General features: G+C 48.6%; 23 protein-coding genes. 4 read left to right on the top strand and 19 right to left on the bottom strand.

The annotated features are described in order from the left end of the window. Positions 1-20 precede the first annotated feature (20 nt). Positions 21-941, top strand: coding sequence for an RluA family pseudouridine synthase (locus V2546_RS14475; RefSeq protein WP_118600505.1), 921 nt, complete (start codon positions 21-23; stop codon positions 939-941). A 14-nt stretch (positions 942-955) separates the two neighbouring features. On the opposite strand, the gene V2546_RS14470 is transcribed toward V2546_RS14475, so the two are convergent. From V2546_RS14470 to V2546_RS14455, 4 genes are all read right to left on the bottom strand, one after another. Next, on the bottom strand, positions 956-2,452 hold the full coding sequence (locus V2546_RS14470) for an RsmF rRNA methyltransferase first C-terminal domain-containing protein (RefSeq protein ID WP_329752688.1): 1,497 nt from the start codon (positions 2,450-2,452) through the stop codon (positions 956-958). A gap of 126 nt (positions 2,453-2,578) precedes the next feature. Continuing rightward, entirely contained in the window at positions 2,579-3,013 is a 435-nt protein-coding gene (locus V2546_RS14465; protein ID WP_329752687.1) for a DUF6465 family protein, read from the bottom strand. Between the two features lie 214 nt (positions 3,014-3,227). Further along, on the bottom strand, positions 3,228-4,889 hold the full coding sequence (locus V2546_RS14460; RefSeq protein WP_329752686.1) for a DUF5722 domain-containing protein: 1,662 nt from the start codon (positions 4,887-4,889) through the stop codon (positions 3,228-3,230). 180 nt (positions 4,890-5,069) lie between these two features. Beyond that, the gene (locus V2546_RS14455) at positions 5,070-5,687 is read right to left on the bottom strand and encodes a CPBP family intramembrane glutamic endopeptidase (protein WP_329752685.1); all 618 of its coding nucleotides are present in this window, start codon (positions 5,685-5,687) and stop codon (positions 5,070-5,072) included. Between the two features lie 165 nt (positions 5,688-5,852). Between V2546_RS14455 and V2546_RS14450 the strand changes: the two genes are divergently transcribed. Beyond that, positions 5,853-6,722, top strand: a complete 870-nt coding sequence (locus V2546_RS14450) for a polysaccharide deacetylase family protein (RefSeq protein WP_329752684.1) — start codon at positions 5,853-5,855, stop codon at positions 6,720-6,722. Between the two features lie 339 nt (positions 6,723-7,061). Here the strand turns inward: V2546_RS14450 and V2546_RS14445 are convergent, their stop codons facing one another. The 8 genes from V2546_RS14445 to V2546_RS14410 form a co-directional block, all read right to left on the bottom strand. Beyond that, a complete protein-coding gene (locus V2546_RS14445; protein WP_015554126.1) occupies positions 7,062-7,769 on the bottom strand; it encodes a response regulator transcription factor in 708 nt (235 codons plus the stop codon). Next, on the bottom strand, positions 7,759-8,829 hold the full coding sequence (locus V2546_RS14440; protein WP_215703570.1) for a sensor histidine kinase: 1,071 nt from the start codon (positions 8,827-8,829) through the stop codon (positions 7,759-7,761). The genes V2546_RS14445 and V2546_RS14440 overlap by 11 nt, the downstream gene beginning before the upstream one ends. Before the next feature lie 207 nt (positions 8,830-9,036). Beyond that, the gene (locus tag V2546_RS14435; RefSeq protein WP_015554124.1) at positions 9,037-9,183 is read right to left on the bottom strand and encodes a hypothetical protein; all 147 of its coding nucleotides are present in this window, start codon (positions 9,181-9,183) and stop codon (positions 9,037-9,039) included. A 438-nt stretch (positions 9,184-9,621) separates the two neighbouring features. Beyond that, positions 9,622-11,364 (bottom strand): SulP family inorganic anion transporter, encoded by a 1,743-nt coding sequence (locus tag V2546_RS14430; protein WP_329752683.1) that lies wholly within the window; start codon positions 11,362-11,364, stop codon positions 9,622-9,624. Positions 11,365-11,689: 325 nt separating this feature from the next. Next, positions 11,690-13,117, bottom strand: a complete 1,428-nt coding sequence (locus V2546_RS14425) for a cation:dicarboxylate symporter family transporter (RefSeq protein WP_329752682.1) — start codon at positions 13,115-13,117, stop codon at positions 11,690-11,692. 111 nt (positions 13,118-13,228) lie between these two features. Continuing rightward, the gene (gene tsaA / locus V2546_RS14420; RefSeq protein ID WP_329752681.1) at positions 13,229-13,960 is read right to left on the bottom strand and encodes a tRNA (N6-threonylcarbamoyladenosine(37)-N6)-methyltransferase TrmO; all 732 of its coding nucleotides are present in this window, start codon (positions 13,958-13,960) and stop codon (positions 13,229-13,231) included. Between the two features lie 80 nt (positions 13,961-14,040). Next, complete coding sequence (locus V2546_RS14415; RefSeq protein ID WP_275950599.1) at positions 14,041-14,949, bottom strand: patatin-like phospholipase family protein; 909 nt, start codon at positions 14,947-14,949, stop codon at positions 14,041-14,043. 117 nt (positions 14,950-15,066) lie between these two features. Next, the gene (locus V2546_RS14410; protein WP_117485759.1) at positions 15,067-16,590 is read right to left on the bottom strand and encodes a 4Fe-4S dicluster domain-containing protein; all 1,524 of its coding nucleotides are present in this window, start codon (positions 16,588-16,590) and stop codon (positions 15,067-15,069) included. Positions 16,591-16,958: 368 nt separating this feature from the next. Here V2546_RS14410 and V2546_RS14405 point away from each other — a divergent pair, with 368 nt between their 5' ends. Continuing rightward, complete coding sequence (locus V2546_RS14405) at positions 16,959-17,465, top strand: flavin reductase family protein (protein WP_118321209.1); 507 nt, start codon at positions 16,959-16,961, stop codon at positions 17,463-17,465. 226 nt (positions 17,466-17,691) lie between these two features. Here V2546_RS14405 and V2546_RS14400 read toward each other — a convergent pair whose 3' ends face one another. Then, complete coding sequence (locus tag V2546_RS14400; RefSeq protein WP_329752680.1) at positions 17,692-18,828, bottom strand: alanine--glyoxylate aminotransferase family protein; 1,137 nt, start codon at positions 18,826-18,828, stop codon at positions 17,692-17,694. A gap of 53 nt (positions 18,829-18,881) precedes the next feature. Continuing rightward, on the bottom strand, positions 18,882-19,421 hold the full coding sequence (locus tag V2546_RS14395; protein ID WP_117485747.1) for an ECF transporter S component: 540 nt from the start codon (positions 19,419-19,421) through the stop codon (positions 18,882-18,884). Positions 19,422-19,616: 195 nt separating this feature from the next. Between V2546_RS14395 and V2546_RS14390 the strand changes: the two genes are divergently transcribed. After that, positions 19,617-19,865: a hypothetical protein gene (locus V2546_RS14390; protein WP_329752679.1), complete on the top strand. Its 249-nt coding sequence runs from the start codon at positions 19,617-19,619 to the stop codon at positions 19,863-19,865. Between the two features lie 358 nt (positions 19,866-20,223). Here V2546_RS14390 and V2546_RS14385 read toward each other — a convergent pair whose 3' ends face one another. The 5 genes from V2546_RS14385 to V2546_RS14365 form a co-directional block, all read right to left on the bottom strand. Beyond that, positions 20,224-20,934 (bottom strand): succinate dehydrogenase/fumarate reductase iron-sulfur subunit, encoded by a 711-nt coding sequence (locus V2546_RS14385; protein WP_009203877.1) that lies wholly within the window; start codon positions 20,932-20,934, stop codon positions 20,224-20,226. After that, complete coding sequence (locus V2546_RS14380) at positions 20,931-22,475, bottom strand: FAD-binding protein (protein ID WP_215703572.1); 1,545 nt, start codon at positions 22,473-22,475, stop codon at positions 20,931-20,933. The genes V2546_RS14385 and V2546_RS14380 overlap by 4 nt, the downstream gene beginning before the upstream one ends. Further along, the gene (locus V2546_RS14375; RefSeq protein WP_215703573.1) at positions 22,472-23,011 is read right to left on the bottom strand and encodes a pilus assembly protein PilX; all 540 of its coding nucleotides are present in this window, start codon (positions 23,009-23,011) and stop codon (positions 22,472-22,474) included. The genes V2546_RS14380 and V2546_RS14375 overlap by 4 nt, the downstream gene beginning before the upstream one ends. A gap of 10 nt (positions 23,012-23,021) precedes the next feature. Then, the gene (locus tag V2546_RS14370) at positions 23,022-23,540 is read right to left on the bottom strand and encodes a DUF6921 family protein (protein ID WP_329752678.1); all 519 of its coding nucleotides are present in this window, start codon (positions 23,538-23,540) and stop codon (positions 23,022-23,024) included. Positions 23,541-23,556: 16 nt separating this feature from the next. Then, positions 23,557-25,893 (bottom strand): heavy metal translocating P-type ATPase (locus tag V2546_RS14365; RefSeq protein ID WP_329752677.1); only part of this gene is annotated, 2,337 nt, incomplete at its 5' end.

Raw genomic sequence — 25,893 nt, 5'->3', positions numbered from 1 at the left:
TTATTAAAAAAGGATATTCCATGAATGTAATTTTAACCTACAAAATCACCGAATCAGAAAGTGGCCGGTCCATCGCTGCATTTCTTCTGGATTCCGGCTATTCATCCCGCCTTGTGGTCCATCTGCGGAACACCGGGGGAAGTTTCCTCCTAAATGGGAAAATCGTCTATTCCAATACAATCCTCCAGCCGGGTGACTGCCTGAATGTCTATGTTACAGAGAAAAAAGCTTCTGAACAGATCGTTCCGGTTCCTGCGGATCTCTCTGTCGTCTATGAAGACGAACATGTCCTCGTGATCGACAAACCTGCCGGAATGCCGGTCCACCCATCTCAGGGACATTACGAGAATACTCTGGCAAACGCGATCGCCTGGTATTACAGGAATGAGGAGACACCGTTCGTGTTCCGCGCCGTGAACCGTCTGGATCGGGATACCTCCGGGCTTATTCTTCTGGCAAAAAATCCCTACAGCTCCTGTATTCTCTCAGAGGCCGTGAAGGATCATGCGATCCACAGGGAATACGCCGCCGTCGTTTCCGGAAAGACAGATAGCTCCGGCACCATTGACCTTCCGATCGCCAGAAAAGACGGCTCTACCATTGAGCGCGTCTGCGATCCGGAGCGGGGTGAGGCTGCCGTGACCCATTATCAGACCATCGCATACAACAAGGACGCCGACCTCTCGTTCATCCGCCTCCTGCTGGAGACGGGAAGAACACACCAGATCCGCGTCCATATGAAAGCCATCGGGCACCCGCTGCCGGGGGATTTTCTCTACTGCCCGGATTACCGTCTGATCGACCGCCAGCCGCTTCATTCCACCTATCTGAGCTTTTCCCACCCTGCGACCGGGGAGAAGCTTGAATTCTCTGCTCCGCTGCCGCAGGATATGCAGAACCTGTTTCCGGACATCAAAAATCCGGAAGGGCCTGTCTTTTAACGAAACAGGTTCCGTCAGCCTCCCTGAATCCTCAAGCCCTTCGGATAATGGTTCTTGAGCATTCCTCCGGCTGCTTTCGCAAACCCAAGTGACATGCCGCCGGTCGTCACGAGAACCCAGCCTTTTGCCGGGATTTCCTGATTTTCAAAATCTTCCTCCCGCAGCGTCTCTCCGCGGAGATATTTCAAGGCACGAGCCCCAAAACCGACCTCCACCGTCTGCTTCACTTCCTCTTTCTTTAAAAACAGGGCCAGAGCATGGGACGGTTCAAGCCTGCCTTTTTTTGCTGTTCCAAGATGTAACCCCGGTCTTAAGACCCTGAGACCCTTAAGATCCGGCATCATCTCCGGAACGAGGTAGAGATTTTCTCCAAACAGCAGAAATTTCTTTCTGTCTTCCAGCTCTTCTGCATCCGTCAGGTTCTCTTTTTCAAACTCACGGAATGCGGAAACTGCCTCAGAAAGGGCGCCGTCGTCTTTTCTATTGTCTTTCCTGCTGCCCTTCTTCCGTTTCTCCACGATCTCCGCAGCGTTCTGACTGTCTGCCTCCGTCACAGTGTCCCCGGAACTCTCCCCTTTCACAAGCAGTGCCAGAAAATGACCTTCCCCATCCGCAAGATGCGGCCAGATCCTGACTGTCTTTTCCAGCTCTTCGTTCCCGTCTGCCCACTCCGGGTGTCCGGCAGAGAAGTACTTCGCAAGTTCCGGCTTTTCCACAGAGAATTCCGGATGGCGTGAGAGGAATCTCGCCACACTCTGCTCATTCTCCTCCGGTGAAAATGTACAGGTGGAATACGCGATCCGTCCGCCATCTTTTAACATGGCTGCCGCGCAGTCCAGAATCCCGTCCTGAAGCCCTGCGCACTGTTTGACATGGTCCGGGCTCCACTCATTTCTGGCATTCTCATCCTTTCGGAACATTCCTTCTCCGGAACAAGGCGCGTCCACCACGATCCCATCAAAAAACTCCGGAAACGCCGGTGCAAGCTGAAACGGATCCATGTTCGTCACCACCGCATTTCCGATACCGAGGCGCTCGATATTCTGGGACAGGATCTTTGCCCGGGCCGGATGGATCTCATTGCAGATTAAAAGCCCCTGTCCGCCCATTTTTCCCGCAAGATGGGTGGATTTTCCTCCGGGTGCCGCACAGAGATCCAGAATCCGCTCCCCGGGCTTTGGGGCTAATGCCTCCGCTGTGGACATGGCACTTGGTTCCTGAATATAGTATGCCCCCGCCTCATGGAACGGATGACGTCCCGGGCGCATATCTGCCTCGTAGTAGAATCCTTCCTTCGCCCAGGGAACTTTTGCAAGTCCTCCCAGGTATTCTTCCAGAGGCGTTCCCGCCTCTGCCGTCCAGCCATTTTTCTGTTTTAACGGATTGACCCGCAGACCGAATTTCCGCTCCGCGTCATAACTTTCAAAAAACGGTTCCGCGTCACTGCCAAGAAGCTTCTCCATCTTTTTCACGAATGCTTCCGGAAGCTTAATCTTCTTCTCTTTTTCCATAGTCTCCTGATCTCAAAAGCGCCCGTCGGGAAAATCCCGGCGGACGCTCTTTCTTAGTCTCTGTTCTTTTACGGACCGTAATCTCTATCTGCAGCAGTCCGTAAATCTGTTTCTTTGAAACTCTGATTACAGTTCGATCTTGTAATCATCCGCGCCGACACCGTTTACTACATAGTAAGCAGCGCTCTCTTCCGGCTTTACATAGATCTCGATAGTCTTGATATCGCCGACTTTATTGCCTTTCTTTGTGTAGGCTTTCTTAACAGCCGCGATGAGATCTTTCTCTGTAACTTCCTTGCCAGCGAACTGTACAACTACGGATGTCTTAATATCCTTTGCTGCTGTTCTCTTTGCCGGAGCTTTCTTTGCAGTCTCCTTCTTCGGCTCCTCTGCCTTCTTTGCTTCTGCCTTCGGAGCATCTGCCTTTGCTTCTGCCTTAACTTCCTTTATCTCTGTTGCCTCTGCTGCCTTTACTTCTGCAGTATTATTGCTAACCGGTGCAGTTATCATCTTCTTTGCAGCGGCTGCGATCGCATTATGCGGATTGTTCTTCTTTGCCATAATCATTTCCTCCTGAAAATTGTTGACACACAAAACTGTTTCCTGCCATTTTCTGAGTTGCCTTGCTATGTAATCGTCATAGCGAATTATAAGTCTTTGTCAGGAATTTGTCAATAAAATCCCGTAAAACTGGTATTTGTGAGCAAAAAAGATCCGGCAGAACACATATCCGAAAGTGTCCTGCCGAATCAAAATACCAGCTTTATTTTTTGAATTATTCCTGCAGCTTAAATCCCGGGATCACATCGCTCCACTTGTTGATCCCAATGATCTTCTTCGCGAATTCCGTATACTTCAGAGATTTATTTGTATCAATATATTTGAATACGTTGTAAATATTCTTCGGCATAACGGCGATGACCCTGTTCGGGCTTGACATGTCAACTGTCCAGAGACCAAACGAGCAGGACTGCTCTACCTCGATCACCGCATCGACCTGACGGTTTAAGATAAACGCGTCGATATACGGGTTGTTGTCCACAAGATAGTACGCGTAGGCAAATGCCGCTGCCTGGATATCATAGACATCTCCCCGGGTCGCGCTCTTTGATGTAAAGCCTTCCTCAGAGAGAATGATATGGCGGACATTTCCGCCTGCATCGCGCATGATGTCCTTCTGGAAGTAATCCGTCAGGACGTTGAGGTTTTTAAAGTTTACCACCGGTGAATCTTCTGTATTGTTGACAGCGCCTGTCTGATCATCATCCCAGAACTCCGGCTCTGTCATCGGATGCGGATACGGATGGTAGGCAAGTCCCCACTCGATATTTCCCTCGTCACGGATATCGGCGTTGAAGCGGTCAATAAAATCCTTTGCGCCGTACATCAGGTTGGAGTTCGCCCGCTTCCACTCATAGTCTGTGGAGAAGAAGACTCTCGCGTTCCGGCTCTGGCTCTTGATTGCCGTGTAGGCCACACGGAATACCTTTGAATAGAGCTTTGTATAGGAATCGATATCCATCGGACCGGTGTAGTTCCAGTTTAAGTTGTTGTTGATCTCATTTCCGACGATCCAGTTGCTGACACGGCCGTAGTCATCGTGGGCACCGGAATAGCGCTCTGCCATAAAGGAGAGCAGCGCACGGGTCGTCTCATATCCCTGCTCCGTGGAGACATTAAAACCGTAGTAGAAAGCTTCCTTTCTCTTCGCAAGCCCGGCTTCGTGAAGCTCTGGGTAGCTGTCGTTCCAGCCATTTAAAAGGATCGCCGTCACAACGATTCCTTTTGCGGAGAACGCACTGATCATCTTATCATAATCCTTGATGAGATCACCGTTGAAGTTGTAGGTCTTTCCGTTGTATTTGTACTTTAAATTGCCGCCCACAAGCTGGTGATACGGGATATTGACCGTCGTGTGCTTCACACCCAGGTTCAGCGCGTCGCCGAGCATATCAAGCTGGATCAGAAGTCCTTTTTTGCTCATCGGCTCCGGGTAATCCTCGCGATATTTTGCCACATCGCCCGGGTTCGTCACATAGATCGCATTGCTGATCGGTGTGTAGGTGCTGCCGGTCTTTAACGCAACCACAAATCTGGAATAGAGCATCGTATCCGTGGAATCACCGCTGTATTTTAAGGTGAATTTTAACTTGTCGGATTTGTTGCTCCATGCGATGTAGTCCGTTCTGGAGCCTATCTCAGACTCATATGGGTGAAGCTCAAACAGATAGTAATATCCATCATCCGGAGTTTCCCCCTCATTTAAAGCGCCGGTCGTAGCTGTTCCTGTGACGGAAATGCTGTTTCCGTTCTCTACTGAACAAGCCTTCAGCCTTGCGCTGTCATAAGCAAAGCTTGTGAAACATCCCACCGCTGCGGTCATCAGAAGTCCCATAAGAAACGCCGCACCACTGCGGAATAATGTTCTTTTTTTCATGTCGTTTTCCCGCCTTTCTTTTTTGCCTAGACTATTTTATCATCTGGGTTTTGGTGATTCAATTACGATTCCCTTACGATTTTACGGCAATCTGCCGCCTTTTTCGCCATCTTTGCGGCATCAGGACCGCCGGAACCGACCGATTTTGATACAAAATATAAGCACACTCTTTCCGTCATGCTAAAAAAACTCCAGAACAAGTGCCGCCAGATTCGCCGCGAAATGGAACACCACCGGTGCCTTCACCGTATTCGTTTTTTCCATAAGATATGCCAGGATCAGCCCCATAAAGAAGCTGTAGATTCCCTGCACAAGGTCCCAGTGGAACACACCGAAAAACGCCGCGGTCATAAATGCTGCCGCCGGGGCGGATACAAGCTCCTTGCATCTTCCATAGAGAACGCCGCGGAAAAAATATTCCTCAAGGATCGGGGATGCCGCCAGAAGCACCACAGCCTCCAGCCACAGATTTCCTGTGAACAGGCTCTCATCTGCCAGGGCCGCGCCAGAGATCTGAAGCGCTCTCACCACAAGGCCGAACGCCAGAGATATTCCTACGCCACTGAAAAATGCCGCAGCCGCGATTTTTCCGTTCCAGTGTTCTTTTCCCCTGAACACCGAATCCTCTCTATAAAGATGTACCAGCATCGGAACCGCGATGACTGAGCGGAACAAGGTATCCCATAAGATCACGTCGTCCCCGAAAATCGTTGTCTGCGCAAGCGGAAGTTCAATGATACATGCTACCGCCAGACAGAACAGTATTGGAAAAAGAATCCTCCGGATCCTGATCTTCAATTTTTTCTCTCCTTTCATACTGCCGAACCGGCAGCTTTACGCGCACCAACACATCTTACCACATTTTGCGATGGAATACAAATATCTGGGGTGGAATATATTATAAAAAGCAGTTCCATGAGACATCTGCACGTCTCTGGAACCACATGAAAAGGATATCATTTCATGAAATTTCCATTTTTCTGTCTTTTAAAAAAATTTCCGCGCGATCATGACCAGATTTTCGCAGGAAGCCGTCCAGCCGCACTTCTCCTGGCTCTCATCCTACTCCCCCTCTCCTATGTCCTCGGCGCTTTCGCCGCCACCGTCATTCCGTCAGTCCCGGCATCTGCGGACGGAAACTGGGGACTCTCATTCCAACAGGATGGAAAACCGCCTGTCGCTAACGCCACGGCAGATGAATTAAAGCAGTACAACACCTGGTACGCCGATCTTTCCGGCGAGAAAGTCATCTACCTGACCTTCGACGCCGGATATGAGAACGGCAATACCCCCATGATCCTGGACGCCCTGAAAAAACATCAGGTTCCCGCCGCGTTTTTCGTCGTCGGAAACTACCTGGAGACCAGCCCGGACCTCGTAAAACGCATGGTCTCCGAGGGGCATATTGTCGCAAACCATACATACCACCACCCGGACATGTCGAAGATCAGCGATCCGGAAAGCTTCGCGAAAGAGCTCTCAAGCCTCGAAACAAGCTACGCAGAGATCACAGGAGAGACCATGCGGAGATACTACCGGCCGCCCCAGGGAAAATACAGCAAAGCGAATCTTCAGATGGCAAAAGCTCTCGGCTATCAGACCTTCTTCTGGAGTCTCGCCTATGTGGACTGGTATCAGGATCAGCAGCCCACAAAGGAGGAAGCGTTCAAAAAACTTCTCGGCCGCATCCATCCGGGTGCCATCGTGCTTCTGCACAGTACTTCCTCCACAAACGCGGCGATCCTCGATGAGCTGCTGACGAAGTGGGAGGAGATGGGCTACCGGTTCGGGACATTGGATGAACTTGTCCGGAAGGCTGCTGCCACACAATAATTTCAGCAAGTTTAAAATTCCCTGGTCTGCAGTGTTCACCAGCTTCATACAGCGAAAGCTGACATTTTCACGCATACCGGCAGCACCTGTAAACGTAACTTTCATTCGAACATATAATATAAATAAGAATGGGCCTTGGCATATCTCGCGCCTCGCGCGGTCGCTTGCGACAATCTACATCTTCGCGCGAGTGCGCATCATTGGCACGTTAGTGCCTTTTGTGTAATAGGGAATTCCCTATTACACAAAAAGCACCTGCTGCCCTCTAAATTTATAGAAGACACAACAGGTGTTTTTACCATAGCTTATTCCCTTTCCGCTGCAACGCGGCATCCTGTCCTAATCCGGCTCCACGATCCGGTATCCGACGCCAACCTCTGTAAAAATATACTGCGGCTCCGCCGGATTCTTCTCGATCTTTCTCCGGATATTCGCCATATTCACGCGAAGGATCCGGTTATCGTTCTTCATATTCGGTCCCCAGATCTCTTTAATAATATAGTCGTAAGTCATGACTTTCCCGGCATACTTTCCAAGAAGACTCACAATTTTATACTCGTTCTGGGTCAGCCCCGCGTCCACACCGTCGATAAACACGCGGTGCTTGTCATAATCGATGGTCAATCCGCCGGATTTAAAAACTCCCGTCTGTCCGCCCGGCTGATTCGGGATCCCAGACCTTGTGTGGCGGATCGCAGTGCGGATCCTCGCGAGAAGCTCGGATGTTCCGAAAGGTTTCGTGATGTAATCGTCGGCTCCGAGATCCAGTGCCTCCACCTTATCCCTCTCATGGGTTCTCGCCGACACAACGATCACCGGCATCGCGGACCATTCCCGCACGCCCTGCAGGATCTTCATGCCGTCCATATCCGGAAGACCGAGATCCAGGATCACCACGTCCGGACACTGGGAGGTCACCATGCTGTATGCCTCCGCTCCCGTCTGCGCAACGATCACATCGTAATTGTTCGCTTCCAGCACTGTCTTGATGAAATTGCTGATCCTCTTGTCGTCTTCCACGACCAGCACTCTGTCTTTAATCTCCATATTCCGTGTCCACTCCTTTCGGCAGCCAGAACATCACTCTGGCACCGCCTTCTTTTCTGTTTTCTGCTTTCATGATTCCGTCGTGGGCTCTTACGATGGTCATGCAGACCGAAAGTCCGATTCCCATATTTCGCTTGGAATCGCTCTCTTTTCCGTCCTCCGACTGGAAACTTCCGTCGAACATTCTCGGAAGAACGGACTCCTCGATTCCGGCACCGTCATCCTCAACGGAGAATTTCACCTGGTCCCCGTCCTCCGTCACGATCAACCAAATCTTTGTCATACCATCCGCGTGGAGCACGCAGTTTTCCAGAAGATTTACGATCACCTGCTCGATCAGGATCGCGTCCATAGGCACAAACAGGACATCTTCCGGCACTTTCGGGATTATCTCGATATCCGGGAATCGTTTTCTGAATTTCGTGATCGCTCCGCTGATCACGTCCTCCACCAGTTCATCTTCCTTATTGATCCTGGCGGTTCCATCCCCGATCCTCGTGATGGAAAGAAGGTTTTCCACCATCCGGACGAGCCACTGACCCTCGGATTTCATGTCCTCAAGGAGTTCCAGGATATTTTCCTTAGAGAGTGCGTCATAGTTGTCGATGATCCCGGACGCGGAACCGACGATCGCCGTCAACGGGGTGCGGATATCATGGGAGACCGCCCGCAGAAGGTTCGCGCGCATCTTTTCCCGCTCAACCTCCAGCCGCATCTGCTCCTGTTTCTTGATCTGGGTCGTCAGGGCGCTGACGCTGCAGGCCACAGCCAGCATGGCAACGAAGGTCAGCGGGTATCCTGTGATCGCAAAGTTCAGTTTGAAATACGGGAACGTAAATACATAGTTCACGCCGAACACAGCGATGATCGATGCGACGATTCCATAAACATATCCATCCGTAAAGCGGGACACAAACAGCACCGCCAAAACGAACAACAGCGGGACGTGCGTGTCTGATTCTGAGATCCGCTGGACAAGAAAACAAAATGCTGTCGCGATTCCCAGGATCCCGAACGCGATCCCGCTGTTCTTTAACACTGATCTGACTTTTGTGCTCATAGGGGAACCTCCGGTTTTTTTATGATCCATGAAGAACAACTGCTGCCATTCTTATCACTTGTTCTTCTTTTGGATTCATTATAACATAATTTCTGCTAAAATCGTGTTAAGATTGCAGATAATTTTCCGAAAAGTCACCCGTCTTAATGATATTTGTTCAGATTTCACTGCCGGTTTTTCAAGCAGCCAGTCAACCATCCCTTTATTTTAACGATATAAAGAATATCCGTACTTCACTTTTCTATAAATCTTCTGAGCGATCATGACCGGAATATAACCCGTGATCACGATGGTCGGAATACCGCCTACAATTGCAACAAGGATGATGAAAAGGATCGAAAATAAATTAGCCATGATATAGACCTCCCAAACTCTTCTTTTATATCCACCCCGCTTTTGTTTCCTGCAAAGAATCTTTGCCAAATTTCTTTTTCGGGATGTTTTAATCTGACAGGATGAAATTTCTCTCCTGTTTTTAAGTCGAACCATATATATCACAGAATTTTTTTCCCCGCTACCTTTTTACCTGCTTTTTAGCCGCCGCTTAATCACTTATTTTTTCTCCTTAACACGAATTTTGCAAATAACATGTACAATATATTTCGTCAGGATTTTTGTAACTTTTGTATGTATTTTTTCACGTTTTGCGTCATCTTAACAGACTTTTTTAAAAATATAATTTATTTTTTGCAGTCTGGGCTTCCCTACATATGCCAAAAAGAGCTGCTGACCCAAATATAGTCACACAGCTCTTTTCAGCTTTGCGCAGAAAAATCTTCCTCCGCGCCTTATTTACTTCTCAAGCATCTTGTCCGCATGGTCAAGGGCTTCCTCAATATTCCTGCAGAAGTTCTCTCTGCCCACCAGATCAACGAATCCGGCTTTCTCCATCGCGCGCATCGGCTGCTCGTTGACATGGGACAGGATCAGAGTCACGCCGTTCTTTTTGCAGCGCTCATAGAGGGCTGTCATGGAGTTCATGGCCGTGCTGTCCGCCGCCGGTACTGCACGCATACGAAGGATCAGGCATCTTGTGCCTTCCCCCACTGTGATCTGATTGATGCGGTCAGCCGCGCCGAAGAATAACGGTCCTGTGAGCTCATAGACTGCAAGCTCCATCGGGATCTGGCGTAAATCTGCCGGGTTGATCTCCTCTGCCGCCGCCTTCAGCTGCGCTTCCTCTACAGAAGGAATCGCATTTGCCTTTTTCGCGCCTTTGGCAGCTTCCTCTTCGTCGCGCTTCTGCTCCTCAAGTTCCTCCACATGGAGCCAGCTTCTGACTCCCATCTCATCGCTCATACGCTTCATGAACAGCAGGCAGGAAAGGACCATGCCCACCTCGATCGCTACGACAAGGTCAAAGACAACGGTTAAGAAGAAGGTAAGAACAAGAACTGCGATATCGCTCTTCGGAGCCGTCTTTGCGAGTCTTGCGAAGGTTCTCCACTGGCACATGTTGTAGGCTACCATGAACAGGATCGCCGCGATCGTCGGCATCGGGATCCAGCTTGCATACGGCATCAGGATCACGAGAATCAGAAGAAGGACGCCCGCATGGACCATACCTGCCACCGGAGTACGTCCGCCATTTTTGATGTTTGCTGCTGTACGTGCGATCGCACCGGTTGCCGGGATACCGCCGAACAGGGCGGAAACGATATTACCTGCACCCTGGGCAACAAGCTCTGTGTTGGAGCGGTGCTTTCCGCCGATCATGCCGTCTGCAACGACGCAGGAAAGCAGGGACTCGATGGCTGCCAGGATTGCGATCGTGAATGCGTCGGATAAAGAGCCCTGGATCACGTCATAGCTGAATGCCGGCATATGGAAGGCCGGAAGTGCATTGCTGACGCTGTAGAGATCTCCGATCGTGTTGACCTGTAACGGAAGGAATTTTACCATCACGATACCTGCGATGACTGCCACTAAGGATCCCGGGATCTTCTCTGTGATCATCGGCATCACGATGAGGATCGCAAGGCAGACAAGACCAACGATCACCGCATGGATATTCATCGTACCGAAACCGGCTGCAAACGCTTTTAACTTCTGCATCGTCTCGATCGTCTCCATGCCGGCCGGGTAGGTCACTCCAAAGAAATCCTTTAACTGTCCGATCACGATGGTCACCGCGATACCGGAGGTAAATCCGGTCGTGATCGTGAACGGGATAAACTTGATCAGAGAACCAAGCTGGCAGAATCCCATGATAACAAGGATGATACCTGCCAGGATCGTAGCGACTGCCAGACCTTCCACGCCGCTTCTCGCAACGATGCCGGCTACGATCGTCGCGAACGCCGCTGTCGGGCCCGCGATCTGCACCTGGCTTCCGCCTAAGAATGAGATCACAAATCCTGCTGCGATCGCCGTGTAGATACCCTGCTCCGGACCCACGCCGGATGCCAGTGCCAGCGCGATAGATAACGGAAGGGCGATGATGGCTACGATGATACCCGCTATGACGTCAGACATCAGCTGGGCACCGGAATACTTCTTCAATGTTGTGAACAACATTGGACGTATTTTTTCCATACTCAAACTCTCCTTTTTTCTTTTCGTGTTCTAAATATAGTAGGATCTTTTTTGTTTTCTAAAGAATTTACCTGAAATTTCTTTTAAAACAAAAAATAACCGTCAACCGTAAAAAGACCGACAATTACCTATTATACAGAAAAATAAGGAGCTGTCTAGTTTTTTCGGGATTTTAGCGGAAATAGATATATTTTTAACAGGATGCGCAGTATGATGACTGATCTTATGCGATCAGGAACCGGGCAACCGCAGTTTCTTGCAGGTAAATGGAAGCAGAAAAATCCCCGCACATACCTGTCTGCCAGGCACATGCGGGGATCTATGATTACTCTGCGTTTTCTTTTTTAATTTTAGCATTGATACCGGATTGTTCCGCACTTCGTGCTCCCACAATCCTTTCGCTCATGTCGTTATACGCATCCATATTCAGATTTCCCATCAGCTTATCCACCACAAGGGCATTCGTCAGGGAACCTGTGACGTTGATCATGGTTCTTGCCATATCGATGATCGGGTCGATCGCTAAGATCGGGCTTACCATACCGAACTGGGCGCCCATGCCGACGCCGGAAAGTCCGACGGAAGCTGCCATCGTGGCTGTTCCCGGGATACCGGCGATTCCAAGAGAACCGATCGTAACGACAAAGATCGTCATCACAATCATCGTGATATCGATCGGAGTTCCTGTCACGTTGCAGACATAGATGATCAGGAGTGACGGGAAGATACCCGCGCAGCCCTGCATTCCTGCGGTTGTACCGAATCCGGCTACAAAGCTTGCGGTACCCTGGTCAACACCAAGCTTCTTTGTCAGTGTCTCGATCGTCATCGGAAGACATCCGACGCTGGAGCGGGAGGTGAATGCCATCAGCATGGTCGCAAACGATTTCTTTATGTATACGACCGGATTCAGACCGTTGATCACAAGGAAGAGGATCTGAATGATAAACTGAACGACAGCCGCCACATAAAGCGCGATGATGAATTTTCCGACTTCCAGGATGGAGGAGAGACCTCTCTGCGCGATCGTGTTCGCGAGGAGCGCCATCACAGCCCACGGCATGTAGTCGAGGATCAGGAGCGCCATATTGATCATCGCCTTGTGAGCCGCGTTGATCAGATCGTATAACGGCTTCGCCTCTTCCTTGCTCTCATAGTTGATCCACCAGATCGCAAGACCCAGGAATCCGGAGAAGATAACGAGGCCGATGATGTTGCTGTCGACCATCGCCTGCACGATGTTTCCCGGGATCAGGTTTTTGATGGTCGTAGCGACCGGGGTAATATCCTTAGCAGTCGCGGTTCCATCTTCCACGATCGCTGCGCCTTTTCCGACGCCGAACAGCGTTCCGATCACGATACCGGTCACAGATGCGATCGCAACCATCCCCATCGTGACTAAAAGTGTCTTTTTTACGAGCTTCGCCATGCTGCTGCCCTGCTGCATGTTGATGATCACCTGCATGATGGAGATCATGACGAGCGGGACAACGATCATCTTGATCAGGTTGATGTAGCCGCTTCCGAACATTGCAAACCAGGTTGTCGTCTCTGCGACGAAAGCAACTTCCATCGGTTTATCCGGGAATCCGGCCACAAACTGGATCGCCAGGCCGAGGACAAGTCCAAGTCCGGTACCAACCATGACTACGGCAGCAAAATCCATGTGTTTTTTATGGTACAGCACATGGATCAGATAAAACAGAGCCGCGAGAACAGCGAGGAACGCGATCGTCCGAACGTCGCTGATCATCAGAAACTACTTTAAAAATACGTTTTCCATCTTCTTTTAACTCCTGGTGTTTTCTAACTTCCTTGTTTTTGGTTTTTGTCCAACTGCACAAATACGGCAGTCCGGATTTTTTTACTGCGAAGAGTGAATTTTCTCCACCTGCTTCACATAGAGCGTCTCTCCCGAAACCGTGAATTTTACCTCATACCCGGCAAATTCCATCCCGTAGACCCGTGCCGGATCTTCCTGGTAGGACGGACGCGGATCCTGGGAAAGGACGGTGCGGAGCGGGGCGCGTTTCTCCTCCGGAAGGAGTGTTAAGAACTCCTCCGGGATCCGGACATTGAGCCCGTATTCCTTCGTCTGGTCCGTAAACCCGCCCTTCGCCTCCGGATGGCTGTCCGCGAAGGGAATATACGGCTTGATATCAAAGACCGGCGTCCCATCCATCATATCCGCCCCTGTCACCACAAGGACCGGCATTCCGTTCTCCCCGGTTTCCACCGCCTTTAAGCGAACCACGGAGAGCCCCAGGGAATTCGGGCGAAACGAAGATCTCGTCGCAAACACGCCGACTCTCGTGTTTCCGCCGAGCCGCGGCGGGCGGACGGTCGGAGACCACTTCTTCGGATCCCTCACATTTTCGGAGAACTCCCAGATCAGCCAGAGATGGGAGAATTCTTCGATCCCGCGGACCGCGTCCGGATTGGAAAACTCCGGTTCAAATACGATCCGGGACTCCAGATCTCCTGTGAGGCCGCTCTGCCTGGGGATCCCGAACTTTGTCGGAAAATCCGTGTGGATCCTGGCAACCGGGCGGATCCTGTGATCCGTATTTCCCGATCCCAATTCTTTCACTGACATAGGCGCTCTCCTTCCTTCTTTTCACTGACTGTTTCCTGTTCCCGGTCTTGTTTTTCACCGGTCACACTCTGAGGTCATTCTTATCCGCGAATATCGAGCCATTCTTTCAACGCAGCCATCTGTTTCTTTGCGTCGAGAACTCCGACCTGATACGTCTTTTCGATCTCCTCTGCACTTCTCGAAGTCCTGCTGATCGTGAGCGGTACACTCGGCCGGATCACAAAGATCTTTCCTTCTTTTTCCAGCTTCTCGATCCTGCGGATGCTGCGGTTGTACTCCACCGAGCGGTTCTTTAACACCTCGGCAAATTTCGGGTACTTCCGGTACACAAGATCCGCCATCCAGGCATTCTCCGGCTTTTTCCGGTACTCCAGATCACGGGTCAGAACGACAACATCCTTTGTAAAACCGAGTTTCATGAATGCCTCGACCGGAACGCTGTCGGTACAGCCGCCGTCGAGAAGCTTTCTGCCGCCCAGCTCCACAAACTTTGAGACATACGGGAGCGACGCTGACGCGCGGATATAATCGATATCCTTCTTCATGTCATGAAGCTTCGCGTAGACAGGTGTTCCCTTCTCCACATCGCTGCAGACCACATAGAAATCCGTTTTCTCCTTATTGCGGTCGAACGCCTCATAATCATAAGGATCCAGGACCTCCGGAAGTTCATGGTAACAGAAATCCGTGTCCACAAAGTTTCCGGTCCGTATCATGTTCTCAGCGCTCATAAAGCGTTTGTCCGCACAGTATTTTTTATAATACCGGATACTTCTCCCCCGCTGCCCGGACAGGAAACTGCATCCATGGACTGCGCCTGCCGAGACACCGATCACGCCGTCAAATTCAAGCCCCTCATCCAGAAAGACATCGAGCACACCCGCGGTATAGATCCCGCGCATGCCGCCGCCTTCGAGAACAAGACCTGTCTTATTCTTTGCTCTATCTTCACTTTCATTGTTCAAAAGCTCTTTTCTCTCCTGCTCCAATGTTTTTTCCTCCTTCCTATCATAAAAGGGCATCGGATTCCTATTTTACAACGAATGCGGCTCCCCGTCAAGGAAGCCGCATTCTGCAAGTCCATATAAGTTTTATCATCGTTACTTTTAATCGACCAGTTTATCCAGTTCGCTCACATACTCGGTCTTGTCGCTCGTCACATGTCCGGCTTTTCCCGCATAGAGGTTTACCGCAACCTGAGATTTTTTGACCGGCTGCATCGTTCCGGCACCTGCAACGCAGCCGCCCGGGCATGCCATTCCTTCCAGAAGATAGCCATTGTACTTTCCGGCTTTGGCGAGCTGAAGAAGTTTCTTGCACTCCTTTAAGCCTTCCGCGTTCGCAACCTTGATCTCCTTCTCCGGATACATCTGTGCGATCACATCCACCACGGATTTCGCGACACCGCCGGCAACCGCAAAGTTTCGTCCATCCTTCGATGCAGCATTGACTCCGCCTTCATCCTCCTCGATATTTTCGATGTCGACATGGCGCGCATCAAAGATTCCCGCCATCTCCTCGAAGGTCAGGACAAAATCCACATCGCTGCGCACGGAAGTCCGCATCGCCTCCAGCTTTTTCGCCGCGCACGGTCCGATAAAGACAACTTTCCCTTTCTCATGTTTCTTCTTAATGAGTCGCGCTGTCAGCGTCATCGGTGTCAATGCCATCGAGATGCAGTTCGAGTAGTCCGGGAACAGCTTTTTCGCCATCACCGACCATGCAGGACAGCAGGAGGTCGCCATAAACGGAAGCTGTTCCGGAACTTCTTTCACGAAGTCCTCCGCCTCCTGGACTGCACATAAATCCGCGCCGATGGCAACCTCAAAGACATCCGCAAATCCGAGCGCTTTCATAGCCGCACGGAGTTTTCCGGGTGTGACCTTCTGTCCGAACTGACCGACAAACGCCGGTGCCACAGCCGCATAAACGCGCTCGCCCGTCTGGATTGCGCGGATGACCTGGAAGATCTGGGATTTGTCTGCGATCGCACCGAACGGGCAGTTCACAAGGCACTGTCCGCAGGACACGCACTTATTATAGTCGATATCTGCCTTTCCGTTCATGTCGGAGTGGATCGCATCCATCCCGCACGCCGCCGCACACGGACGTTCCTGGATGATGATCGCATGGTACGCACAGACATTGGCACACTGTCCGCACCGGATACACTTATCCGGGTCGATCTTCGATCTTCCGTTCGTCCGGTCAAGCGTCACGGCATCCTTCGGGCAGACCTCCACGCACGGATGTGCCAGGCAGCCCTGACAGCCGTCTGTCACGTAAACACGCTTTTCCGGACATGCATTGCACGCAAATTTGATCACGTTGATGAGCGGCGGCGTGTAGTAAGTCTCCGGTTTGTCCGCCTCCTCGATCCCTGTTGAGACAGGCGCCGGATCCGCTGCCCCGCGGTACGGAAGTCCCATCGCAAGCCGCAGTCTCTCGCTCACGATCGCCCGCTCAAGAAACACATCATTTCTGAAATTTCCAACTTCTCCCGGAATGATCTTATAAGGTAGTTCCTCGATTCGTTTGTCCACCGGCCATTCCGTATGGTACGCCATTCTTGCTACTTCCCGGAAGATCCGGTGACGGATCTCCTGGATCCTTGTCTCTACACCTCTCATAAATGTTTCCTCCAAACACTTTCGTTGATACGTCCTTCCATCTCCTGTCTCCCACATTCGCAGGATCAGCGAGCCGGACAGATCTTTCTTGTCAAAAATATAACACCGGCATTCTTTTTCTTCAAGACCAAGTTTCCGCTTATCTGCCTTTTTGTTAAGATTCATGCAGGATCTTAACGTTTTTATCTGCCGGTATTCCGCTGTTTTTTCGTGGGATGGAATTTCCCGGGCTGAGAATTCCATTTGCATTTTCGTCCTATGCCTTTTATAATAGGAACAGCAAAAGATCCGGCACCTGTGCATGGATCTCTTTACAGAAATTTCCGTGCAGACAAGTTTCTGCCCCACCAATGAAAGGAGTTTTTCCCATGGCATTCAAAGAAGTTGATATCAAGAGTCTCACCTTTAATCCCTTTACAAAGATCGGTTCCGAGTGGATGCTGATCACTGCCGGCGATCAGTCCGGATACAACACCATGACCGCAAGCTGGGGCGGTCTCGGCGTTCTCTGGGGCAAAAATGTTGCCACCTGCTATATCCGCCCGCAGCGCTACACAAAGAAATTCGTCGACGCGAACGATACCTTTACCCTGTCCTTCTACGGGCCGGAGCACAAACAGGCACTCTCCATCTGCGGTTCCAAATCCGGCCGTGACTGCGATAAGGTCAAAGAAGCCGGTCTGACTCCGTACTTTGTTGACGGTACAGCAGCTTTCGAGGAAGCAGACATGGTCTTCGTCTGCAAAAAGCTCTACGAGGATGAGATCCGCCCGGAGAACTTCATCGCAAAAGAAAACGATGAAAAATGGTATCCGGAGAAAGATTACCACACCGTTTATATCGCGGAGATCACAAAAGTTCTTGTGAGAGAATAATCCTGCGTTTCCAGCCAGACGTGCGTGAGACTTGGCGCATAATTCCGGTCGGCACAAGCCGGTAGATTCCGATAATCTATATCAACATAAAAAGACCTGCAGATTTCATACATTTCTGCAGGTCTTTTTCGTTTTATGCATTTATCATATTTTCTTTGATCATCCGATAAAATCGTAATTCTTACCCGTGAAAAAACTGCCATAGCAGCATTCTGCCGACATTCCTTTACTGCTCGCTCATCTTCCTGTCATACGCCTCTTTCAGGCTGCACTTCAGCGTGATTCCCAGATCTTTGAATACCAGATCCAGACCGGCCATCACGGCTCCCACTTTCTCTGGATAGGCATTTTCGCCCATATGCCCGATGCGGATCACTTTCCCCGCAAACGCGCCGAAGGATCCGGCCAGCATGATGTTGCATTTTTCCTTCATTGCGGTGAGGATCGCGGTGTCCGTGGTCCCTTCCGGGACATTGAATACCGTCACAGTGTTGGAAAATCCTGTCTCCTGGTATAATTCCAGGCCGGCTTCTTTTACTGCCGCCCGGACCGCATTTCCGATCTTTGCATGCCGCTCCAGCATATACGGATCATTTTTAATGTTATCGAACGCCTGTCTCAGTCCGTAGATATCGCTGATCGGCATCGTATACGGGAACCACTTTTTCTCATAATAGCCGTCAAACGCCAGGATGTTCGCATAGAAGGACGCGACCGGTGTTTTCCGCGAATGCATCGCCTTGTAAGCATCCGCACTGATCGTCACAAAACTTAATCCTGGAGGTGCGGAAACCGCTTTCTGGGATCCTCCGCAGAGAAGATCGATCTGATAATCGTCCACCCGCATCTCCTCGCCGAACATGGCCGAAACGGAGTCCACCAGGGTCAGGATCCCGTACTTCTTTAACAGCGGGCAGAGCTTTGAGACATCATTTAACATCCCGCTCGGAGTGTCACAGTGTACCAGCGCCGCATATTTAAAGTCATGATCTTTTTCCAGATATTTTTCCAGTTCCGCCACATCAAACGCGTTGCGGTAGTCGGTGGAGTAAAGAACCGACTCTCCGCCGTACATGGTCACGAACCCGGCAAAGCCTTTTCCGTATTCTCCGTTATCCATTACAAGCACGCGGTCTCCCTTTTCGGTGAGCGTCGCACAGGCCGCTTCCAGTCCTAAAATTCCTTCTCCGTCGAGGATCAGCGTCTCATTTTTCGTATGAAGGAGCTCGCTGATCTCCTCACAGGTCTCCTTGTAAAAATCATAGAAATCGGCATCCAGATCCGGATTGGTGCAGGCAAGCGCCCGCGCCTGCCGTACATTTTCCCGCACCTGTGTAGGGCCGGGTGTCATGATATCGTACATAATCTCTTCCTTTCTCTCGCCTGCAGGATCAAATCCCTGCCCGGAGCTTTCTTTTATTTTAAGACAGGGCGCAGGATCTTGCGAAGCGGCTCAATGCAGATCATAACGATTACAGCTGCTGTGCCGATCTGGACCAGATTTCCCGGGATCGAAGCAACCGGGGCAAACACGTTGTGATAAATGATCACTTCTGCGATATAGTATCCTACAACCTTGATCACGCACGCAACCGCGATCGCGATCGCATCTCTCGTTAAGCTGTGGTGTCCTTCTGTGATCGCGCCAACTGCGTAACCCATCGCACCTACGATCACGAACGTAAACGGCGCCCATGCCGTCCAGCCGGATAACAGATCAAACAGTCCCATACCAAAAGCGCCAGCCAGCATGCCAGTGCGTTTTCCAAGCAGGATCGCGCAGATAAATAACGGTACATTTCCGAGATGGATCAGTCCTCCGTTTGCCGCGATCGGGAGTCTCACATTTACAAAGGCTGTAAATACATACGTCAGCGCAATAAACATTGCATCTAAAACGAGTTCTTTTGTGCTGTATCCTTTTTTTGCAGCCACTGCTGCCTGGTTTGTGCTCATATCATCATTCCTCTTTTCCCGATGAATGTACTCTCAGGGCCCTTGGAGAATGACATCAGGCTTTCTTTTTGTATTTGCTGTATCAGCTTAGCCTTATGATATATGATATATGGACTTTTTAAAACAGCCAGTTTTTGTTAATTTGACCAGTCCAGATTACCGTATTTTTCTTGTTCGCCCAAAATACAGCATATCATGGTCGGAAGTCATGAAGAACTCTACAGAGCAATGGAAACGGACCGGGTCGACCTCGTACTGAATAACCAGAGACGGGCATTTTCCGACCGCTACAACAATGAAATCCTGGCTGAAAGCCGGATGTATATCGAAATTTCCAGCCGAAATACGCTTGGACGTCTGGAAATGATCGATATCGCTGAATTAAAAAATATCCCCTGTATCCTGATGATCCATCCGGACAGGGATATATGCCCGTCGATGTGATCGGCGATCCTGTATGGTCGGATTCCACGATTGACCGGATTCCTCTCGTCAGAAACGGGGATCCTGTCCGGAAGACATACTGCGCCTTCTGGCGAAAGGATAATTCCGGGTATTACATTGAGGATTTTTCGGATATGTTAAAAGAAGCTTTTGCATGAGAATTTTATTACATAAATCGGAATTTATCAGTTAATAAGTTTACTCGCCAGTCCATTGCATTCATATTGACACCTCACATTGATCATTGTCTATGTTCAATATAATATAACATAGATATTTGTCAATGTATGTATTTTAAAAAAAGAGAATCAAGTTTTTGATTCTCTTCATACATTCATTATAGCTTTTATCCTCCATTTTATTTGCCCCAAACAGCCGCTGCATTCGACCTTACAAGCAGTTCTTCCACAGGCAGACCAATCGGACAAATATCATGACAAGATAACGACTTCCCGCATCCCTCAAAATATTTCTTCTTATATTCAGCAGAAATCTCATTCAAATGAGTGCTTTCCTGTTCTTCATTCAGAATCCGAAATGCGTTGACTGCAGCAACAGCGCCTGCGAAAGTCCCATTTGCAGAGAAGTTAGGACACACTTCAAGGCAGCAGCCACACATCAGACAGCGTGCCGACTGGTATCTTGGTTCATGTGTCCACGGATTCATATAAGCTTCACTTTCAAGCCAAAGATTCAGTTTTTTCAAATTTTCAAACAGAATTGACCGGTCAACGATCAAATCTCTTACAAGCGGAAATTTGCTTAAAGGTTCCAAGGTGATTGTAGAACCTTTTAACGTATGTAGAAATGTAGAGCATGCCAGCCTCGGACGTTCGTTAATCAGCATGGCGCAAGCCCCACATTTTCGCACCATACAGCTACATTCCCAGCTGATGGGAGTAACTATATTCCCTGAATTATCTTTCAAAGGGGTTCTACTGTTCAATTCCTTTAGAACATTGGCAACAGAGCTGTTTTTGCTTCCGTCAAACTCAAATTCCTGCCAATAACTGTCTGATTTCTGACTCTCCTGCCGCCTGATTCTTATTTTATATACCAAGTGAATCACCGCCTTTCTGGAACAGGTACAAAGGAAATCTGTATCTGCTTTCCATCAAATCTGGCTACCGTTGTTTTAAGGTAATCATCGTCATTGCTCTTCGGATAATCCTCCCGCCAGTGTGCACCACGGCTTTCTTTTCTTGCAAGAGCACTCTTTAGAACTGCCATGCCAAGCAATGGAAGATTTCCTGTCAGCGCTTGTACCGTTTGAATCCCATTTAACAACGTATTCTCATTTCTGACAACGCCCATAGTCTCCTGCATCACTTTGTTTAATTGCTTTATTTCTGAAATTTGAGACGCTGGTGGAAAATCTATCTGTGTCGCACAAGATAGATCTACTACATCTGCCTGTTCGCATGCTGATTTTGCCGCAACACGTCCTCCGTATAACGCTCCTAACAGAGAATTTCCACCAAGACGGTTGGCACCATGATATTGGGCACAGCATTCTCCGGCAGCGCAAAGATTCTGAATCGGCGTTCTGTGCTGCTCATCCACCAGAATGCCTCCCATAAAATAGTGAATTCCCGGTAAAACAGACACCGGTTCCTTTCGTATATCTTTATGCAGATAGGTCATACAATCGTCTGCCAGACCAGATAGCTTATTTGAAATAATCTCCTCCGATATTTCCGTCATGTCAAGAAATACCTCTGATTCATGGCTGACCTTCCATATCTCTCTGGCGGTAATATCTCGTGGCATCAGATTTCCAAGCTCCGGGTATTTTTCCTCCATGAAATACCATTGTTTTCCATCTTTCATGGCAAACAACCTGCCACCTTCCCCTCTGGCCGCCTCGCTGATGAGCATGCGTTTTCCACCACATTTCACAGTTGTCGGATGGTACTGGATCATCTCGCCATTTGCCAGAGGAACACCAAGCCGGAACAATTCTGCGGTGACTTCTCCTGTATTGCTCAGCGAACCCGTTGTATTTCCAAACAATCCGTGCATACCACCGGTGGCAACAATAACCGCATCCCCCGGTAATTCCACAGTCTCCTGACTGTATTCATCCCTGATTACGCAGCCACAACAAATATTGCCACACAGACGAAGTGTTAGGAAAGAATGATGGCTGAACCGTTCTACCATACCAGATGCTTCTTTCCTGCGAACAGCGTCTATCATAGCTGTCATGATCTGCTTCCCGGTATCGCTCTGTGCAAAAGCAGTCCGTTTCTTTTTCTGCCCGCCAAAATTCCGCAGATCCACATCATCATAGCCACTCATGTTAAATTTAACTCCAAGTTTTAGCAGCCAGTGCACCAGCTCCGGTGCTGCCTGTGTCATTCCCCAAACTGCATTTGGATCTGCCAGACCACATGCTGCCTTTATTGTATCTGTAAAATGTTCTTCGGGACTGTCGTTTTCATCTTTTGTATTCAAAGCTGCGTTGATACCGCCCTCCGCCATAACAGACTGTGCCCGCTCTGACGGAAGGAAGGAAACCAGTTTTACATTGCATCCATTTTCCGCTGCCTGCAAAGCCGCTGAAAGTCCTGCCAGTCCAGCACCTATAATAATAATTGTCTTACTCATAGATATTGCCACCCAATATAATATAAAATAACCGCTCCCGCTATAAAAAGAAGAAGCACCGAAAGGATCAAATAAATATCGCTCCTTCGTTCTTTATAACTAATGATTCCCAGTGATACGAGCAATGGGCGTATATTGATAAAAATATGAACAAAGATTGCCGCTACGAACAAAAGCTGAGTTACCATCTTTACCGTTGTAAAAGGGAACAAAATATATGTCCCATTCTGCACCTTTCCAAACAAGCCAATATGGAAGAACAGCAGGATCAGTATTGCCAGCCCACTGGCTCGTCTCGCCCAGAATATGGCGTTCTGTTTCAGATACATTTTTCCGGATTGCTTCGCTGACTGTAAACTCTGAACTGTCAGGATGACACCAATCACCGTATGCACAACAAGAATACCAACACCAATCCATGCAAGAAGTTTCCCTGCGCTACTTCCAACTCCGTTCAGCATAAAGCTGCCCATGATTCCATGAATCATAAAAATGAGAAGCATTAAAACAGACAAAATCGTATTCCATTTTCTCATAAATTCCCGCTCACCTCATTTCTTCGCTGTCCATGATCATATAGTCCATCTGTGTTAGCGTTGTAACGTCAATAAAATCATCCGATGCCAGGAATACATCATACTTTCCACTTATCACTCTTGATAGCATCATTGTGTTACTGTACTCTTTCAGATCTACGGAGAAACCGGCCTGTTTCAACCTGTCACAGAGTTTCTTAGCATAACTGACAAGCGGATAATCCGTCTCAGATACATATAACCGAAAACTAATGTCCGTTTTCATGAGATCTGTTTCATTTGTTTCCAAATCGTCCAGTGCCAATTCTTTTAATTTATTCCGGGTGTTCTCGTTGTCGAGACCATCTGACATCATATTAATACCGAGAACATAAGAGCCTTCCAACTGTGCGGAGGCTTGAGCCGCCTTTTTTGACTTCGGTGTTGCTCCTGTGACTGCATCAATCATAGAAGGCGGTGAATGTAAAATGGCACCAAACCCTACAAGAAAAACAATCGTAACAACTAACAGAATCAGTTTTCGTTTCACATTCCCACCTCATTTCCTATTTTTTCAAAATTCTCATTGCGTTTAAAACAGCAATTATGGTAACGCCTACATCACCAAATACAGCTTCCCACATTCCCGCAATACCAAGAGCGCCAAGAATCAGGAACACACTTTTAATCCCAAGAGCAATCACTATATTCTGCATGACAATCTGTTTTGTCGCTTTTGCTACTTCAATCGCGTCCACCAGCTTAGACGGTTCATCTGTCATCAGAACTACATCTGCTGCTTCAATGGCCGCATCCGAACCAAGCCCACCCATTGCAATACCAACATCTGCACGGGCAAGGACAGGAGCGTCATTGATACCATCACCAACAAAAGCCAATTTGCTTCCCGGTCTCTTTTTACTATCTAAAAGCTCAACCTTTTCCACTTTTTGGTCAGGAAGCAGCTGTGCATAATATTCATCCAACTGCAATTCTTCTGCAACGGACTTCCCAATTTTTTCATCATCACCGGTAAGCATGACTGTTTTTTCCACGCCGATATGTTTCAGGTCAGAAATTGCTTTTTTACTGTCCGGCTTCACTTCATCTGTTATCAAAATACATCCTGCATATTGACCATCTACCGCCAAATAAACTTTTGTACCTGCGTTTTCACAGGTTGTGTACTCTATACATTCTGTATCCATAAGTTTCGTATTGCCAGCAAAAACTTTCTTTTCCCCTGCCATTACACTGATTCCATATCCTGAAATTTCCTTATAATCAGAAATCACTGACTGATCAATTTCTTTTCCATAAGCAGCAAGAATGGATTTTGCAATAGGATGGTTAGAAAAACTCTCTGCCTCTGCCGCATACTCCAGAACCTGTTCTTTTGAAAATCCATTTGCAGGCAAAATATCCGTCACATTGAAAACACCTTTTGTAAGTGTTCCGGTTTTATCGAACACAATAGCGCTGACATTATTAAGTGCCTCTAAATAATTGCTTCCTTTTACAAGAACACCTCGTTTAGATGCTGCACCAATGCCGCCGAAGAAAGTCAGCGGGATTGAAATAACCAATGCACATGGACAAGATACCACAAGGAAAACAAATCCTCTGCGAATCCACTCTGTCCAGCCTCCGCCAAGAATGATCGGTGGCAGAATCGCCAGAAAAGCTGCTAAGATTACAACCACAGGTGTATAATAACGTGCAAATGTAGTAATAAAATTTTCTGTTGGTGCTTTTCGGCTTGACGCATTTTCCACAAGATCAATAATCTTTGAAGCCGTAGATTCACCAAATGCTTTTGTTGTCTTAATCATTAAGACACCCGTCTGATTCATACAACCGGAAAGTGCTTCGTCTCCTTTATGAACACTTCTCGGAACTGATTCTCCTGTTAAGGCGCTTGTATCCAGCATAGAATCTCCATCCAATACCACACCGTCTAATGGAATTTTTTCACCAGGCTTTACAATAATAATCTCACCAATGGAGACATTTTCTGGAGATATGGTAATCAATTCCCCATTTCTTCTTACTGTAGCAGAATCTGGACGTATATCCATTAAGTCTGATATAGATTTTCTTGAACGCTTAACAGCCAATGACTGAAAAAATTCACCTACCTGATAGAATAGCATAACAGCAACTGCTTCTGGATATTCACCAATGACAAAAGCACCAATCGTAGAAACGCTCATTAGGAAATGTTCATCAAACACACGTCCCTTTGAAATATTCCTCACAGCTTGCCATACAACATCCCCGCCAAGAATAATATAGGAGACAATGAGAAAAACTAACTCGACAGGCAGTGGCACTTTCGCAAAAACTGTCAATGCCACACCAATACCATAGATTGCTGCGCCAATCGCTAAACGAATCGTCAACTTCTTGTCCTCGTTGTTATAGGATGTATTGGTATCCTGTTTTTTTGCAGGTATATAGTATTCCTGTGCAATTTCGGAAACTTCTACATCTGGCTCATGGCTGTGGACAATCGTTTCAATCTGACTGGCTATTGTATTTGCGGCAGCTGGAGCAACATTGATTGTCAGCGTCTGCTTCATCAAATTTACAACTGAGGATTGTACTCCATCCAATTCTCCGACTTCTTTTTCAATTTTTGCGGAGCAGTTCGGACAGTCCAAGCCCTTTAACAAATAACTCTTTGTAACGGGGATAATTGTTTCTTCCTGAACCTCCACACCCGGCTCATGGCTGTGGACAATCGTTTCAATCTGACTGGCTATTGTATTTGCGACAGCTGGAGCAACATTGATTGTCAGCGTCTGCTTCATCAAATTTACAACTGAGGATTGTACTCCATCCAATTCTCCGACTTCTTTTTCAATTTTTGCGGAGCAGTTCGGACAGTCCAAGCCCTTTAA

Origin of the sequence: Clostridium sp. CM74B_53 (assembly GCF_036318045.1) — a bacterium.
Classification (GTDB): Bacteria; Bacillota; Clostridia; order Lachnospirales; family Lachnospiraceae; genus Pilosibacter.
Note: the sequence above shows the minus strand (reverse complement) of the source record. Positions and strands in the feature narration are given on the sequence as shown.